At 70.3% G+C, this 15,257-nt stretch carries 13 protein-coding genes; 7 read left to right on the plus strand and 6 right to left on the minus strand.

Features of this window, described 5'->3' with window-relative positions:
* Positions 1–51: 51 nt before the first annotated feature.
* The 5 genes from CXY01_RS20790 to CXY01_RS07745 all read left to right on the plus strand — a co-directional run bounded on the left by CXY01_RS20790 (position 52) and on the right by CXY01_RS07745 (position 6,150).
* Positions 52–639, plus strand: coding sequence for a TetR/AcrR family transcriptional regulator (locus CXY01_RS20790; protein WP_222594511.1), 588 nt, complete (start codon positions 52–54; stop codon positions 637–639).
* On the plus strand, positions 636–1,394 hold the full coding sequence (locus tag CXY01_RS07730) for an ABC transporter ATP-binding protein (RefSeq protein ID WP_146926740.1): 759 nt from the start codon (positions 636–638) through the stop codon (positions 1,392–1,394). The genes CXY01_RS20790 and CXY01_RS07730 overlap by 4 nt, the downstream gene beginning before the upstream one ends.
* The gene (locus CXY01_RS07735; RefSeq protein ID WP_146926742.1) at positions 1,391–2,164 is read left to right on the plus strand and encodes an ABC transporter permease; all 774 of its coding nucleotides are present in this window, start codon (positions 1,391–1,393) and stop codon (positions 2,162–2,164) included. The genes CXY01_RS07730 and CXY01_RS07735 overlap by 4 nt, the downstream gene beginning before the upstream one ends.
* Positions 2,165–2,873: 709 nt before the next feature.
* Entirely contained in the window at positions 2,874–3,152 is a 279-nt protein-coding gene (locus tag CXY01_RS07740) for a hypothetical protein (RefSeq protein WP_146926744.1), read from the plus strand.
* An 823-nt stretch (positions 3,153–3,975) separates the two neighbouring features.
* Positions 3,976–6,150 (plus strand): FG-GAP repeat domain-containing protein, encoded by a 2,175-nt coding sequence (locus tag CXY01_RS07745; RefSeq protein WP_146926746.1) that lies wholly within the window; start codon positions 3,976–3,978, stop codon positions 6,148–6,150.
* Between the two features lie 445 nt (positions 6,151–6,595).
* Here CXY01_RS07745 and CXY01_RS07750 read toward each other — a convergent pair whose 3' ends face one another.
* Complete coding sequence (locus tag CXY01_RS07750; protein WP_146926748.1) at positions 6,596–7,396, minus strand: isocitrate lyase/PEP mutase family protein; 801 nt, start codon at positions 7,394–7,396, stop codon at positions 6,596–6,598.
* 315 nt (positions 7,397–7,711) lie between these two features.
* Here CXY01_RS07750 and CXY01_RS07755 point away from each other — a divergent pair, with 315 nt between their 5' ends.
* Positions 7,712–8,869, plus strand: a complete 1,158-nt coding sequence (locus CXY01_RS07755) for a hypothetical protein (RefSeq protein ID WP_146926750.1) — start codon at positions 7,712–7,714, stop codon at positions 8,867–8,869.
* Positions 8,866–9,780: an endonuclease/exonuclease/phosphatase family protein gene (locus CXY01_RS07760; RefSeq protein WP_146926752.1), complete on the plus strand. Its 915-nt coding sequence runs from the start codon at positions 8,866–8,868 to the stop codon at positions 9,778–9,780. Before CXY01_RS07755 ends, CXY01_RS07760 begins: the two co-directional genes overlap by 4 nt.
* A gap of 99 nt (positions 9,781–9,879) precedes the next feature.
* Here the strand turns inward: CXY01_RS07760 and CXY01_RS07765 are convergent, their stop codons facing one another.
* The 5 genes from CXY01_RS07765 to CXY01_RS07785 form a co-directional block, all read right to left on the minus strand.
* On the minus strand, positions 9,880–10,476 hold the full coding sequence (locus CXY01_RS07765) for a hypothetical protein (RefSeq protein WP_146926754.1): 597 nt from the start codon (positions 10,474–10,476) through the stop codon (positions 9,880–9,882).
* Positions 10,477–10,996: 520 nt separating this feature from the next.
* On the minus strand, positions 10,997–11,383 hold the full coding sequence (locus CXY01_RS07770; RefSeq protein WP_146926756.1) for a Rid family detoxifying hydrolase: 387 nt from the start codon (positions 11,381–11,383) through the stop codon (positions 10,997–10,999).
* A gap of 240 nt (positions 11,384–11,623) precedes the next feature.
* Positions 11,624–12,310 carry a hypothetical protein gene (locus tag CXY01_RS07775; RefSeq protein ID WP_146926758.1) on the minus strand — a complete coding sequence of 229 codons (687 nt, stop codon included), beginning with the start codon at positions 12,308–12,310 and terminating at the stop codon, positions 11,624–11,626.
* Positions 12,307–12,789 carry a hypothetical protein gene (locus CXY01_RS07780; RefSeq protein ID WP_146926760.1) on the minus strand — a complete coding sequence of 161 codons (483 nt, stop codon included), beginning with the start codon at positions 12,787–12,789 and terminating at the stop codon, positions 12,307–12,309. Before CXY01_RS07780 ends, CXY01_RS07775 begins: the two co-directional genes overlap by 4 nt.
* Entirely contained in the window at positions 12,786–15,251 is a 2,466-nt protein-coding gene (locus CXY01_RS07785) for a molybdopterin oxidoreductase family protein (protein WP_146926762.1), read from the minus strand. Before CXY01_RS07785 ends, CXY01_RS07780 begins: the two co-directional genes overlap by 4 nt.
* Positions 15,252–15,257: the final 6 nt, after the last annotated feature.

Raw genomic sequence — 15,257 nt, forward strand, 5'->3', positions numbered from 1 at the left:
GGATTCGAACGAGCCCTGGACTACCCGTTAGTTACTAACTAACATTTGATTGTGCCTTCTGCTCCCACTCCTCCCTCGTCGCGTGCTGCCGACACCAGGCGATCCCTCCAGACCCACGCCCTGCACCTCTTCGAGGAGCAGGGCTACGAACAGACGACGGTCGCGGAGATCGCGAAGGCCGCCGGCGTGTCGCACATGACGTTCTTCCGGAACTTCCCGACCAAGGAGGACGTCGTCCTCGACGACCCGTACGACCCGATGCTCGCGGAGGCCGTCGCCGCGCAGCCGCGGGATCTGGTGCCGCTCGAGCGGGTGCGGCTCGGCCTGCTGAGCGCCCTCGCCGGACTGCAGTCGGCCGAGTTCGACGAGGAATCGCGACGCCGGCTGCGACTGGCGACCGGAGTCCCCGCGTTGCGAGCGCGGATCTGGGAGAGCATGACGAGGACCCAGGACGCCGTGGTGACCGTGCTCGTGGCCCAGGACGTCGAGCGGTCCGTCGCCGAGGCGTCCGTCGGGGCGGTGCTCGGCGCCATGACCTCGGGCCTGATGCACTGGGGTGCCGCGCAGCCGGCCACGGACGGGCCCATGCTGGCCGACGCCCTTGCCACGGCCCTCGACGTGCTCGGTCCCCCGCGATGACGACGCTGGAGGCCAGGGGCCTGGTACGCCGGTTCGGCGAGGTCACGGCCGTCGACGGCGTCGACCTGGACGTCGCTGCCGGGCAGGTGCACGCCCTCGTCGGGCTCAACGGCTCGGGAAAGACGACCCTGCTGCGCATGCTGGCCGGCGTCCTGCGTCCGGACGCCGGAGTCCTCCGTCTCCGCTCCGGCGCCGAGCCGTCCGGCGCCGTGATCGGCCACCTCATCGACGTTCCGGCTGCCTACGCCGAGCTGACCGTGGAGCAGAACCTGAGCTCGGCGGCACTCCTGCGGGCAGTCCCTCGCGCGCTGGTCCCCCGCGCCGTGTCCCGGGCCGCCACTGCGCTCGGGATCGCCGACCTGCTGACCCGACGGGCGGGAGGCTTGTCGCTCGGCAACCGGCAGCGGCTCGGCCTGGCGGCCGCACTCGTGCACGACCCGCAGCTGCTGGTGCTCGACGAGCCGACCAACGGGCTCGATCCCGCGGGCGTGCTGGTGGTCCGCCGGCTGGTGGTGGAGCGAGCCCGCACAGCTGGCTGCGCCGTGCTCGTGTCCAGCCATCACCTCGACGAGCTTGCGCGCATCGCGGACCGGATCACGGTTCTCCACCGCGGGCGGGTGGTCGGTCGCCTCGATCCCCGGACGCCCGACCTGGAGGTCCAGCTGTTCGCCATGGCGGCTCGGGCCGACGGGATCGACGTCACCGCCGAGCTCGGCAGGCCGGCTCCTGCTCGGAAGCCCGAGGCGCGCTCATGAGTCCCGCGTGGACGGTCGAGCTGCTCAAGGTGCGCAGGTCACCGGTGGCCCGGACGGCCTTCGGCGCGATGGCCGTCATCGCGGCGTTCTTCTCCGTCGGCGCCGCGCTGCTTGCCGCGCGGGGCACGGCGGAGGGCTCACTGGCCGGGGCGAAGGTGGCGGCCATGGTCGAGGGCGTGGGCTGGTCCGCCGTCAGCGGCGCCTTCGGACAGATCGTGTCCGTCCTCTGGCTCCTGGGAACAGGGGTCATCGCGGCGTGGAGCTGCGGCCGGGAGTACTCGGACCGGACGCTGGGGCAGCTGCTGGCACTGCCGACGCCGTCCTCGCGGATCGCCGCGGCCAAGCTCGGATCGGTGATGCTCGCGTCATCGACCGCAGCCGTCGGAGCGGCCCTCCTCACCCTGGTCGGCGGTGTGGTCGCCGGCATGGGCCTCCCGGGCTCCGGCGACCTTCAGACGCTGGGTACCGGGGTGCTGGCCGGCGTGGCCGGAGCGTGGCTGGCGCTGCCCTTCGCCTGGGTGGCAACCGTGGGCAGGGGGTACCTGCCTGCCGTCGGCGCTCTCCTCGGCATCGTCATGGTCAGCCAGGTCGTCGTGCTGCTCGGCGGCGGCTCGTGGTTCCCCTGGGCGGTGCCCTCGCTCCTCGTCGGGGCGGGCGGGGCCGAGGCGGCCGCCGACGTCAGTGGGCTCGGCGTCGCGCTCGTCGTCAGCGTCGGGGCCGCGGCCTGGGCATCCACCGTCAGAACCTGGTCGCGGTTGCAGCTGGACTGATGATGCTGCCAGGCGGGCGCTCACCCCTCCGTAGCTCCGCGCGGTAGGTCAGTCGTCCCGCAGCCGCAGATCAGGGGTCCGCCGCCGACGGTAGGCATCGGGGATGCCGTCACCACCCTCGTCAGCGAGCTCAGCCCGCCCCGATCCGTCGATACGCGCGGTGGCTGCTCAGCAGCTCAGCAGGACGCCACTGGCCGGGACCGCGGAGATCAGCGAGGGTTCGCGGCGGCATCCCTCGCCCCTGCTAGCCCGATCCGCCGCCGTGGCCGGATCTGCGGCGCGGAAGCCCGCACGTCGCTCCCGCCGTCGAAGGTCAGCCGAGCACCGACGCGGACGAAGCTCGGGACGGGCGCGAACCGCCAGCAACGGGCATCTCCGCCTGGACGAGCGACGGCGACGGGGCGAGCATGCCGGTGGGTGCGAATCCGAAGACCGCGGCCAGCTCACCGAGGTCACCGCGGGAGCTCATCCGCATGAGAGCGAGCTTGTCGCACCGCGACATCACCCGCGGGTGGTCTTGGAAACCCAGGTCACGCGGCCATGTCCCCGCCCTCGACCGTGGCCGCTTCCTCTGTGGATCCCGCATCTTGCGTCCAGTCCCGCCTACCCGCTCGTAGCGGATCGTTCACGACCCGGATGTCGGCCGCTGTGCGGTGGCGCTGCGCTCCGCACAAGACACCGGGTGGCGCTGCTTGGAAGGAGCCGGGCCATGGGATGGAGCGCCCCTGTCTCGGAACTGCTCGAAGGGACTCAGTCGACGTGGGCCGTGCTGTGGTCTCTGCTGTACACGGCGGGCCACTCAGCTCTGCGGCTCAGTCTCGCTTCGCCGCTCGACTCTGGGGTCGAGCTCGCCTACGTGGCGATGGACCTGCGCGAGGCGCGCGACGAGCTGGAGCGGTTGCGCTTTCCCCCGACTTGTACGGTTGATCGCGAGGGACGTGGCGCGAGCAATGGAGCCAGCGATGTTTCTCTACAAACCCTGAGATGACCTCGAGCCGGACCCGGCCGACCTCTTCACCGTCGACCAACTGACGACTTGGCAGGTGGTCAACGACGAGAACACCGCGAACGCCCAGCGCCAGATGGACCCGCGCCGGGAAGGACCCCACGCCGGCGGCCGCCATCGATGTCGTTCACCGCACTAGCATGCGGGCGCGAGCCATACCGTCCGGCCCGTCATCTCGCTGTCGCCTGCGGTCGGGCAGCGCGCAGACCAGCTCCCACCAGGGGCCGCGACGTCGGGCGACAGAGCGCTGGAAGTGTGGTCCGGGCTCGCATGTGCGGGGGACGGTGTGCGGGGGTCCGCCGACGCTAGTCGCCGGGTTCGCGCCTCACCATCCCGTTGCTGCCACCAACGCTTCGTCTGGCCGGTCGGCGCGTTTCCATCACCAGGCTCTGGCTGACCGTCGTCCTAGGGGCGCCGTGGTACTCGCTGCGGGTCCTCTCCCGCAGCGAGCGTGCCCGCCGTGGGTAGATTCCGACCGGTTCCCACTAGCGATGTATTGGAACTGCTCTTGCAGATCAAGAGCTTGGCCTGTCCAGTCTTCCAAACTGGCGACGCGGGGTGCGCGACTCCCGTTACCCCCTGACGGGCGGCCGCATGGCCGCGTGTCAGTCTTCCCCTCCCGCGGTGTCCGCGCGCCATGGTCTTGAGACCGCGCCTATGCGCGGCTACGGTGCAGATAGTTGCGGCTGACGCTCGATCAACTGATTTGGCGCACGATTGCGCCAAAGACTCAGGCGCAACCATGCGCCTTCAGTGGAGTCGGTTCTTCGTCCGCTCAAGGGCGAACCGGATGATTGGCGGACCAGTGGCCGATCGTATTTTTACAGACGCAGAGTGGGGACAGGTTTCACCGAGCTCTGGATGGCAGTTCCGCTCCGGGGTGTTCGTCGGCTCTGGAAAGGCCGATCTCTTCGGCTATCACCCGATCAATGGCAGTCTGTGGGTCGGCACCAACGCCGGAGACGGCTTCGACTTCCAACACTGGGGTTCAGTGTCGCCGCCGGACGACTGGTGGTTCGGGGTGGGGAACTTCACTGCAGGTCCTCGAGCCGATGTCGTCGGCTATCACCCCAGCAACGGCGGCTTGTGGGTCGGAAAGAACACAGGCACCCACTTCGAGCTGGAGCAATGGGGTGCGGTGCAGCCGGCATCGAGCTGGAAATTCGGGGTCGGCCGCTTCACGGGTGGAGCCAAGGACGACCTGTTCGGCTATGACCCGAGCAACGGGAGCCTGTGGGTGGGCAAGAACACCGGAGCGGGGTTCTCGTTCGCCCAGTGGGGCACCGTGGCGACGACCAGCGTGTGGCAGTTCGTCGTCGGAGATTTCACCGGCAGCGGCCGCCCGGACGTGGTCGGGTACGACTCCAGCGACGGCTCGATCTGGGTGGGAGAGAACGAAGGAGGGAATTTCGTGCTGGCACAGCGCGGCATACTCCAGCCTGCAGCGGGGTGGCAGCTGTGCCCCGGATACTTCACGGCTCGAGCCAAGGCGGACCTTTTCGCGTTCCACCCGAGCAACGGCAGGATGTGGGTCGGCACCGATGATTCGACTGGATTCGCGTTCAAACAATGGGACACGGCCATCCCCGCGGCCGGCTGGGAGTTCTGTCCCGGGCAGTTCACCGAAGACACCTGGGTCGACCTGCTCGGATATCAGCCGGCCACAGGACAGCTGCGGCTGTGGCGTTCGACGGTGCGTCCCGTCGAGGGGTACTGCTGGCCGCTGTCAGCCGCGCCAGGACAGCGCATCTCCTTCATGACGTCAGGCGGCAACGCGTGCACGGCAACGATACGAAGGTATACATCGACATCCGCGGACATCGAGTCGGAGACCGTGCAGCAGGTCGACTTCCAATCACCGGTGCAGCCGACCCCGGCCGAGCCGTGGCGCGTCGGGTGCGGTTGGAACGAGACGTTCGGGTTAGACGTGGGTGACACGTGGAGGTCGGGGATCTACGCTGCGGCGTGCGTCGACGCCGAGGGACTCGGTTCCGAAATACCCTTCGTGGTCAGACCGGATCAGTCGCAGCGATCACAGGTAGCGCTGCTCGCGAACACCAACACCTGGCTTGCCTACGACGGCTGGGGCGGAGCATCGAAATACACCGGCCTGGCACAGATCAGCCTCATGCGTCCCATGGTCAACGCCGCGCCCACGACCCCATTCCTTACGGACTGGCACCTCAGCCGAGGCGAGCTCTGGATCCAGGGCTGGTTGGAGAGTGAAGGCTACCGCCCCGACATGTACACCGATCTCGACTTCCATGAGAACGGGTGCGACGCCGGGCAGTACCCCATCCTGGTGTGCGGAACCCACCCGGAGTACTGGACGCCGGAGATGTACGACAACCTCCTCGCCTATCTTGATGACGGCGGAAGCTTCGCCTACCTCGGCGGGAACGGCCTCTTCGAAACGTGTGTCTACGACGCCCAGGCCCGCGAGATGACCTACCTCGAAGGGGTCGAAGGTGGCGACCGCGTGCCCGCGTTGCTGCGGGCGCGTCAACCACTGCGTCCCGAGCGCGCGGTGATCGGTGTCGCCACCGAACGCTGTGGAGTGACAGGTTCGCCCTACGAAGTGCTCGACGCCGATCACCCCCTTTTCGACGGCATGAACGTGGCAAACGGGGACCGATTCGGTCAGGAGGGTCTCAATACGGGATTCGGCAACGGCAAGGCGAGCGCCTGGGAGGTCGACACTGCGCACGGTCTGGGGGCGATCTCGATTCCTTACGGCTGCGCCATGGAGTCGCCCGCCGTCATTCCCCCATCCGACGTGCCCGACGGTTTGGCCATCCTGGCTACTGGCGTGTTCGACGGAGTCGGACCGGGCGCCGACATCGTCTGTTACGAACATCCAGGGGGCGGCTTCGTGTTCTCCGTCGGCTCGCTGACCTTTGGGGGCAGCCTCGTGGTGGACCCCACTCTCCAGCAGTTGATGCGCAACGTCCTGAGCAAGGCCGGGGTCGTGTCTGTGTAGGCGTTACCGCGCAAACTGGATCCGAGTGACTGACGACCCCATCGTGGCCGCGGCGCGCGGACCGACTTCCTCCGTTGGCAGCAGATCGAACGCGGATGCTGCCGCGCTTCCGCATCGGCCTTTGATCCGCCTCGCCTCGAGACCCTGGGTCACGTTGCCGTTGCGCCGCCAGCCACGTCACGAATCCGGTTCCGGCGACGAGTCGGACCGTGAACGCCACAGAGAGCGGGAGGTCGAACGATGCCGCCCACGTGCCGAGATAGATCGCGGCGAGCCAGTTGACTGGCTTCCAGTGGGCGTCGGGCGACTTGGCCATCGAGCCTCGCGGCCACGCGATGGCCCGTGTCGGCGGCCGACGCTCCCGGCGAGCTCCCGGACCGGGTGATCGAGTCCGCGGCGGCTACCGGGACTTCGCCGAACGAGGGGCGGACGGCGGTCGAGACGCTCAGTCGGCGAACAGTGCCTCGACGTCGGGGAGGCGCTCGAACCGCGAGAACGTCCCCTGATCCGCGATCTCCCTGGCGGCCGACAGGACTCCGTCCCACGCAGTACGCGCGAGCGTGCCCCCCACGCTGATCCTGCGGACCCCGAGCTGTGCGGCCGCAGCAACGGTGGTGAACGGAGAGTTGATCAGGAGGTTCACGGGCTTCGGTGACACCGCGGCCACGATCGCGGACACGTGGTCCAGGTCGTCGATCCGCGGAGCGTAGAGGCAGTCAGCGCCTGCGTCCGCGTACGCACGGAGCCTCCTGATCGTCTCGTCGATGTCGGGACGGCCGCAGACGAACCCCTCGGAGCGGCCCGTCAGGACGATTCCCGTGCCGCTCTCGTCGATCGCCTGTCGTGCTGCGGCCACCCGCTCCACGGCCAGCTCGAAGTCGTACAGCGGGTGGGCGTCATCCCCCGACGAGTCCTCGATCGAGAGTCCGGCGATCCCGGTCGCCGCGGCCAGCGTGACGTTCGCCGCGACGCCGGTGGGATCCACCGCGTAGCCGTCCGTGAAGTCAGCGTTGACGGGCACCGAGACGGCCTCGGCGATCTGACGGAGGTGCTCGATCGTCTGGTCGCGGGTGACCTGGGCGTCCGGGAGGCCGAGCGACCAGGCCAGGCCGGCGCTCGTCGTGGCCAACGCCCTGAACCCGAGACTCTCCAGGAGCCGTGCGCTCCCGACATCCCACGGGTTCGGCATCACGAAACATCCCGAACGATGCAACCGATGGAACTCGGCGACCCGATCCTCGACCATGTCCGCACCACATTCCGTCACGCGTCAGGTCTCCGCACTCTATTCCGGTTCATTCGACCCGTGTGCGGTCAGGTGGGTCTGGGCACGGGCGCCTGCGACGCCCACACGGACCCGTCCTGTACTGGTGGTCATGAGCAGTCCGGGGTTCGAGCTTCGCGCAGGGTTGGCGGCTGGATGCATGCGCATGCACGGGCAGAGCCAAGACCACGTCCCCACTCCACAGGAACGCGCGGATGATCTGGCATGGTCGAGTGTCGGGTCCTTGTCGCGTGGCGCCAATGCGACTTAGCCTCGAACGGACGGCGGGGGCCCGACATGACATCCACGACCAGAGCGCAGCGTGCGAGCACAGGCGTCCTGCTCCTCGGGATCGCACTGCTGGTGTCAGCGTGCGCGCCGACCATCGACGCCGACTCACCGGACGCTCCCCAGGCGCTGCGGGCGGACGGCGCCCCGTTCGCTGGGCTCACCCAGTGCGAGGGCCAGCCGTTCGTGGCCGTCTTCCGTGGCTTCACGGCCGACGGTGAGCTGATGGAGAAGGCGGGGTCCTCACCGTCCTCCGACATCTACGGGGTCCGGCCGGACGGTTCCGTGGCACGGGTGACCACCGACCTCGGCTCCTACGAGTTCGGCATCGCTGACGATGCCGCGACCATCTATGCGTCGCCCGATCCCTCGCCTCCCGCCTCCCCGCCGCCGTCCACCGCCGACGCGACGACGGTGACGCCCTCGCCCCCCGCGGACCGGGTGCTGGCGATCGTCCCGGCGTCCGGGCAGCAGACCCTCGTGCTGGAAGCGCCGGACGTCGGTGGGGTCGCGCCCGCGCCGGACGGGTCCCGGCTCGGGCTGACCGTCTTCACCGCCGGCGAGCAGCCGGACGTCGGGACCTCGGCACCCGCACTGGTGGACCTGCCCGCCGTGGCGGCCCCGCGCAGCCTGCCCCCGGCCGCTTCGGCAGCACGTCGCGCCGAGCCCGCCGCGGTGGCGACACGTGAGCTCACGTGGAGTTCCGACGGGCAGCGGCTGGCGTTCGTCGCGACACTGCCCGACGCGACCCAGGAGGTCCGGGTCGCGAACCCAGTGAACGGGGACAGCACCACGCTCCACCGGTCGGACGCGATGACCGCCCTGCTCTCGTTGGACTGGTCGCCCGACGGCACGACGCTCCTGACCGTGGAGGGTCGGGCGCCCACCGAGGCGGGGAGATCACGGGACCGGGTCGTCGAGATCGACGTCGCCACGGGGCGGTCGGCGATAGTGCTGCGGGGCGTGCGCGGTGACCTGGTGTACTCGGCCGCCGACGGCTCCCGTCTGACGATGTTCGACAACAGCGCCGAGTCGTCCACGGTTGCCCGCACCTGGTCGCGCAGCCGGGGCGGACGCTTCGTGGAGACGTCGATGGCCGAGATCGGGGCGGACGTCTCCCTGGTGAGCGGGGACCGGCTCGACATCCCACGGTGCGCCCTCCGATGAGCGCCCGACGCCCCCGTCCGCGACACGTTCCCTGGCTCCTGGCACTGCTCGTGCTGGTCGTCGGGTCCCTGACCGGCCTGACCGCCCACTCCCCTGCACACGCCGCGACGCTGCGAACGAAGGTCTTCGAGTTCAACGCGTGCGACCGGTACGGGCGCAGCCCCGAGTGTGACGCCACCGCCGCCCAGCGTGCGGAGGCGATCGCGACCAGCGTGGTGAGCGGCGGCAGCAACGTCGTGACGCTGCAGGAGGTGTGTCGCTACACCTACGACCGGCTGCTCGCGCGGCTCGGTCCGTCCTGGAGCGGCACGTTCCTGCAGACCACCCCCGTCTGGGACGACCGGTGCGCGCCCGGTGCCCGCAGCTGGGGGATCGCGCTGCTGGTCCAGGCCGCGCCACCGACCAACGTGACCGCGACCCAGCTGCCGAAGCCGTTCTGGGAGATCGAACGGCGGTACCTGCTGTGCGGGGACGTCGTCCTGGGTGCCGCGTTGCGGGTGTGCAGCTCCCACTTCTCCGTCCCCGCGTCGATGTCTGACGACCAGGCCGCTGCCGTCGGAAGCAGGCTGGCGACGCATGCGGCGAACGGCGGCGCCGCCATCCTCGGGGCGGACACCAACATCAACGTGCGCAGCTGCACCGCGGCCGTCGCACTGAAGCCTCTCTACGCGGGCGGGTTCGGGGGCACGTCGAGCACGCCCTGCCAGGTGGGCACCGGTGTCATGGTGGAGGCCGACCAGCCTCGCGCCGGCGGGGACGGGACCTACAACGCCCCCACGGTAGGGACCCGGAAGCTCGACTACGTGTTCTTCACCGCCCGGCGGTGGGCCCCCGACTTCGGCGGCGTGTCGACGTCCTCGTGGGTCTCCGACCACAACGTCCTCCGCGGGGAGGGCACGCTCACCTGGTAGATCGACGACGGTCGGCCTCGGTGGGACGGTCCGGACGTCGTGAGACTGCATCCCACCCGCCGACCGGTGTGCGCGCCTGGCGCGCACGGGAGTGCGACGTCAGGTTCGGGTGCGCACGACCTCGCCCTGCTTCAGGATGCCGATCGCTGCGAACCCGAAGGCCACGTCGGGTTCACCCGTGGCGGTTGCCGAGCGTGACGTGCTTCGGTCGGTGAAGGTGTACGTCGTGCCACCGGTGGGGTCGGTCACGCTCTGGCGGAAGTGCGTACGGGTGGTCGCGCCGGTTCCGGTGAACGTCAGGTCCAGCTCGACGGTCCCGGCCGAGCGCCCGTCGGGCGTCAGCAGCGGCACGCTGGCGACCAGGTGCGCAGACGACAGACTCGGGTGCACCTGCAGGAGGGTCGGGACCGCTGTTCCCTCGGCGAAGCTGCCGCCATTGCCGCCGCAGACGTCGACCCGCGAGTCGAGGACCAGGACGAGGGGTTGCCCGGTGCTGTCCTGCATGGCCTGGACGTACAGGTGCTGCTCGATGCATCCGTCGAGGACGTCCGCTTGGGCCTGGATGAGCGGGCCGCGGATGACTGTGCGCGTCACGTGGGTCGCGGCGCTCGTGGGACTCGCGATCCCGAGCGTGGCGGATGCCGCGATGACGAGGACTGCAGCCACAGCTCTCAGCCGGTGCGTGACGGTCGTCATGGTTCCTCCTGCTCTCGATGTACGGCAGCGCGATGGCCGGGCGCGGCACTTGCCGCCCGGGTCGGCTGAGTGCCGTCCGGCGAGGTCCGCGGTGCTCGGACGACAAGCACGACGTCGCGCTTCGATGAGGGCCGCGGTCGGGCTGACGGGCTTCGGTCGGGACCGCAGCGTGGTGCCGCCGGGTGGTGCCCGGTGGACGATGAGCGCGCCTTGCGCTCGATGGGCTCGGCGTGGTCCTGCGTGCAGCGACGCTGGCCGTCTCTGCCACGCTAGCGGCTACCGACCGACTCGGACCAGGCCGAGTCGGCGGCACCGACAACTGCCCGGACGGTCGCTGAGGTGGGCGTCGTGTCCATCGTCGCCCACTCAGAGTCGGGATCGCTTCCGGGGCGGGCCTACCGGGACTGCGACCTGTTTCGCATCTCACTCGGGCCACCCGTCCGACCTGCGGAGACATGCTCCCGTGGTACCTGCGTCGTCCTGCAGGTGCGCGTGGACGTGCTCGGCTGGATCTCGACCGTCAGGCCTCGGGCGCGAGAGCGACGGCCTCGATCGAGACCAGCAGACCGCGAGGCAGGACCACGTTCGCGGGCGCCGACCGGGCCGGCGGCGGCGTCGGCATGTGGCGCGCGTACACGGCGTTGAGCGCGGCGAAGTCGGCGACGTCCGCGTAGAAGATCGTCGTCTTGACCAGGTGGTCCATCGACGACCCCGCCGCCTCCAGGATCGCGGCAAGGTTGCTCAGCGCGAGCTCCGTCTGCGCCTCGATCCCCTCGGCGACGGCGCCGGTCACCGGGTCGATGCCGACGGTGCCGGAGACGAAGACGAAGCCGCCCGCGACGATCGCCTGGCTGTAGGGGCCCAGCGCTGCCGGCGCCTGGTCGGTCTCCACGGACTGTCGGTCCATGGGACCTGCCTACCACTGCAGACCCCCACCGGACCACGGCCTGCCCTGCGCGTGAGGGGTCCGCGGCCTCCGGTGGACAGGAGGTAGCGACTTCCTGGCCCCGATGGAACGTCCCCTCGGCTCCCGAGCGGCTGGACGCTGCTCGGGAGCCGGGGCAGGGCGCGGCGCTCGACCTCGTCGAGGAGGTCGTCGGACTCGTGCGTCCAGGACGACCGCGCTCGACCCCGGGTGGTGCTAGCCCTACAGCTGCTTGCGCACCCCGGCCTCGTGGACCACGTCCGCGAGCTCGCCCTCGATCGTTCCGCTCAGGGTGTCGGAGCCGGCGCCCCGGCGGCCGGTCGGGATCAGGGTCCGGTGCCGGGCGTCCTCGAGCTCGAAGCCGAGTGCCGCGTAGAGCGCCACCGCGGCGAGGACGAGCCCGGTCACGCCCGCCACCGTCGACCACAAGGGTTCGGCGGTGATCTGTGCGACACCCGTGAGCGCGAACCGCACGGCCGACAGGCCCATGACGGCCGCCGCAGCGACCTTGGTCACGGCGGCCGCGGCGGGTACGAGCATCGCGACCCCGGCGGTGACGAGGAGGACTCCGAGCCCCGCGCTGGACGCACCGGGTGGGCTCGTGAGCGTGACGAGGCACGCAGCGGCCCACGACCCGGCGAGGACCCCCATGCCCGTCCCCGCGACCGGGTCCCGGGCGAGGAACCCGAAGACCGACGAGACGAGCTGCAGCGGGACGGTGAACGCCAGCACACCGAGCGCGACGGCATGCCCCTCCGACGGGGGGATCCACCCCAGCTGCAGGGAGCTGAACGCCGTCGTGGCGACGAGCAGGCCGAGGAAGCCGAGCGGCAGGGGCGTCCCGACAGGACGGACGACGATGCGGCTGATCGCGAGGTGCCGGTCGGTGCCGGAGTCGTCGGCAGTCAACTGACGAGCACCTGCGTGGACGACTCCTTGAGCTTCCCGTTGGCCCAGCGCACCTGTCGCAGGGTCTGCGGGTGGCACCGCGCGGTCACGTCCAGGAGGTCCGTGTGCTTGATACCCTGCGCCGCCTGCGCCAGCATCTCCCAGTCGACGGAGACGCCGGACGCCTTCACGTACACCTCCCGCAGGTCCCGCAGGAGCAGCAGACCGGGGATGCTCAGACGGCCGACGAGCTCGCTCGCCCTGTCCCTGACGGCGGTGGCGACACCGCCTTCGCCGTCCGCGTCGGGGTCCAGCTCCTCGCCGTAGTCGCGGGCGACCTGGGCGATCTCGCGGACGTGGTCCTGGGACCAGGCGGCCAGGTCGCGTGCCACGTAGAAGATCTCGTGGTCCACCTTGTGCCGGTCGGAGACCTGGAGGAGCTCGTGCGCCAGGTCGCTCTCCGACCGGTGGAGCTCACGCAGCACGAGCCCGATCTTCATCGTCCACCTCCCGTCGAGCCGGGCACGTCCTCCAGGACCGCGGCGGACGACCCGCCCCGGGTGGCGGGCACGTGGCCCCGGACCGGGGCTGACCCGGTGGTCGTCGGGGCTGCGGACGGGCGTCCGTCACCGCTCTCGACCCGGCGCAGCGCCGCTGCCGCCGTCTTGAAGATCGGCTGCTTCGACGCCGGGTCCCACTCGGTGATGGTCAGCTCGTTGGCGGCACGCCCGTGCTCGGCCGGCTCGTGCCCGCCCGGGGTGTCCCAGTAGCCGTAGTGGAACGGCAGGAACAGCACGCCCGACCGGATGCCGCTGACGCGGACACGCGCACGCACCGTCCCCCGCGGCGTCGCGACCTCGGCGAGGTCCCCCTCGTCGACCCCGTGCAGATCAGCGTCGTGCGCCGAGACCTCGACCCACACCTCCGGAGCGGCGTCCCGCAGCTGCGGCACCCGTCCTGTCTTGGTGCGGGTGTGGAACTGGTACAGCGTCCGCCCGGTGATCAGCTGGAGCGGGTACTGCTCGCTCGGCATCTCGTGCGGCCGTGTGTACTCCGCAGCCTTGAGGACGGCCTTGCCGGCCGGGTTCATCGCCTTGTACTCCGAGGGCTCGAGCGGCGCACCCGTCAGCAGGTCGCGTCCGTAGCTCTCGCAGTACTCGGGGTCGGACCAGAACCGGCCGTCGACGTAGAGCCGCTCGGTCCCGTCCGGGTGCTCCTCGTTGCAGGGCCACTGGATCCCGCTGCCCCCGCGGAGCGTGTCGTAGCTCAGGCCCGTGTAGTCGCACGGGCGCCCCCGGGTGCACTCCTTCCACGCCTCGAACGCGGACTCCGGGTCGTGCCACTTCACCAGGGGCTCGCCGTCCTTGTCCTTCAGCCCGAGCCGGTCCGCGAAGTCGACGAGGATGTCGAGGTCCGCCCGGGCGTCACCCGGGGGGTCCACGGCCTTCTCCGAGAGGTGGACCGTGCGGTCCGCGTTGGTGAACGTGCCCGTCTTCTCCCCCCACGTCGCGGCAGGCAGCACCACGTCCGCCAGCTGCGCGGTCTCGGTGAGGAAGAGGTCCTGCACGACGAGGAAGAGACGCTCCTGCGACAGGATCGAGCGGATGCGCCGGAGCTCGGGCAGCGACACGGCGGGGTTGGTCGCGGTGATCCACATCATCCGGATCGACCCGTCCTCGATGTACCGCATCATCTGCATCACGTGGGTCGGTGGCGAGTAGTGCGGGATGTCCATCGGGTCGATGTTCCACACGCGTGCGAGGTCCTTGACGTGCGCGTCGTTGGACCAGTTGCGGAACGCCGGCAGGTCCCCGTCAGCACCGCACTCGCGGGTGTTCTCGGCGGTCGGCTGGCCGTTCATCTGCAGGACGCCGCACCCCGGGCGACCCAGCATCCCGCGGATGACGTGCAGGTTGTTGACCTGGACCGCCGCCGCGGTGGCCTGGTGGGACTGGTAGAAGCCCTGCAGCACCGTGGAGAGCAGCCGCTCCGCGGTCCCCAGCAGCCGCGCACCCGCCCGGACCTGCTCCTCGGGCACGTCGCAGATCCGCGCCACGACGTCGGGCGGGTAGTCCGCGACCCTCGCCTCCAGCTCGGCGTAGCCGACCGCGTGCGCCTGCACGTAGTCGTGGTCCACCCAGTCGTGGGCGATGACCTCGTGCAGGAGGCCGTTCATGAGCGCGACGTTGGTCCCCGGACGCGGAGCGAGGTGGACCGTCGCGGCGCGAGCCACGGGGGTCAGTCGAGGATCGACGCACAGGATGGCGGGCGGGTCGTCGCCTGCGAGTCGGTCCAGGATCCGCATCCACAGGACGGACTGCGTCTCGGCCATGTTGTTGCCGAACAGCGCGACGACGTCGGCGTGGTCGACGTCCGTGTACGAGCCGGGCTGGCCGTCGCAGCCGAAGGTCTCCTTGAGGGCCTCCGCCGCGGTCGCCGTGCACAGCCGGGTGTTGCCGTCGACGTGGTTGGTCCCGATACCCCCGTGCGCGACGATCCCGAGGGTGTAGTACTCCTCGGCGAAGAGCTGTCCGGTCGTGTAGAAGCCGATCGCGCTGGGGCCCTGCTCGTCGAGCAGCTCCTTGGTGCGCCCGACGACCCGGTCCATCGCCGTGTCCCAGTCCGTCTCGACGAGGACACCGTCCTGCCGGACCAGCGGACGGGTCAGGCGGTCCGGGGAGGCGTTGGCCTGCCAGCCGTACAGGTCCTTGACGCCGAGCCGGCCGTGGTTGACGCGGTCCTGCCCGCGGCCCCGCACCCCGACGATGCGCCCGTCCTTGACGGCGATGTCCATCGCGTCGCCGTTCGAGTGCAGGATCGACGCGGTCTGCACCCACCGGTCCACGTCCGGCGGCGACACTCCTGCGTCCAGGTACGTGTCGACGCGCACGGGCCACTGCTGTCCCCGCCCGTAGGGGGTCCGCGCACCCCACGGCTCGCCGATCCGGTCCGACGTGACCATGCGCAG

The sequence above is a fragment of the Cellulomonas xylanilytica genome (assembly GCF_007989805.1).
GTDB classification, from domain to species: Bacteria; Actinomycetota; Actinomycetes; order Actinomycetales; family Cellulomonadaceae; genus Cellulomonas; species Cellulomonas xylanilytica.

Excerpts from the sequence above, each read along its gene's own strand:
- CXY01_RS07730 (WP_146926740.1), top strand. The coding sequence starts at position 636 with ATGACGACGCTGGAGGCCAGGGGCCTGGTACGCCGGTTCGGCGAGGTC.
- CXY01_RS07735 (WP_146926742.1), top strand. The coding sequence starts at position 1,391 with ATGAGTCCCGCGTGGACGGTCGAGCTGCTCAAGGTGCGCAGGTCACCG.
- CXY01_RS07740 (WP_146926744.1), top strand. The coding sequence starts at position 2,874 with ATGGGATGGAGCGCCCCTGTCTCGGAACTGCTCGAAGGGACTCAGTCG.
- CXY01_RS07750 (WP_146926748.1), bottom strand. The coding sequence starts at position 7,396 with ATGGTCGAGGATCGGGTCGCCGAGTTCCATCGGTTGCATCGTTCGGGA.
- CXY01_RS07755 (WP_146926750.1), top strand. The coding sequence starts at position 7,712 with ATGACATCCACGACCAGAGCGCAGCGTGCGAGCACAGGCGTCCTGCTC.
- CXY01_RS07760 (WP_146926752.1), top strand. The coding sequence starts at position 8,866 with ATGAGCGCCCGACGCCCCCGTCCGCGACACGTTCCCTGGCTCCTGGCA.
- CXY01_RS07765 (WP_146926754.1), bottom strand. The coding sequence starts at position 10,476 with ATGACGACCGTCACGCACCGGCTGAGAGCTGTGGCTGCAGTCCTCGTC.
- CXY01_RS07770 (WP_146926756.1), bottom strand. The coding sequence starts at position 11,383 with ATGGACCGACAGTCCGTGGAGACCGACCAGGCGCCGGCAGCGCTGGGC.
- CXY01_RS07780 (WP_146926760.1), bottom strand. The coding sequence starts at position 12,789 with ATGAAGATCGGGCTCGTGCTGCGTGAGCTCCACCGGTCGGAGAGCGAC.
- CXY01_RS07785 (WP_146926762.1), bottom strand. The coding sequence starts at position 15,251 with ATGGTCACGTCGGACCGGATCGGCGAGCCGTGGGGTGCGCGGACCCCC.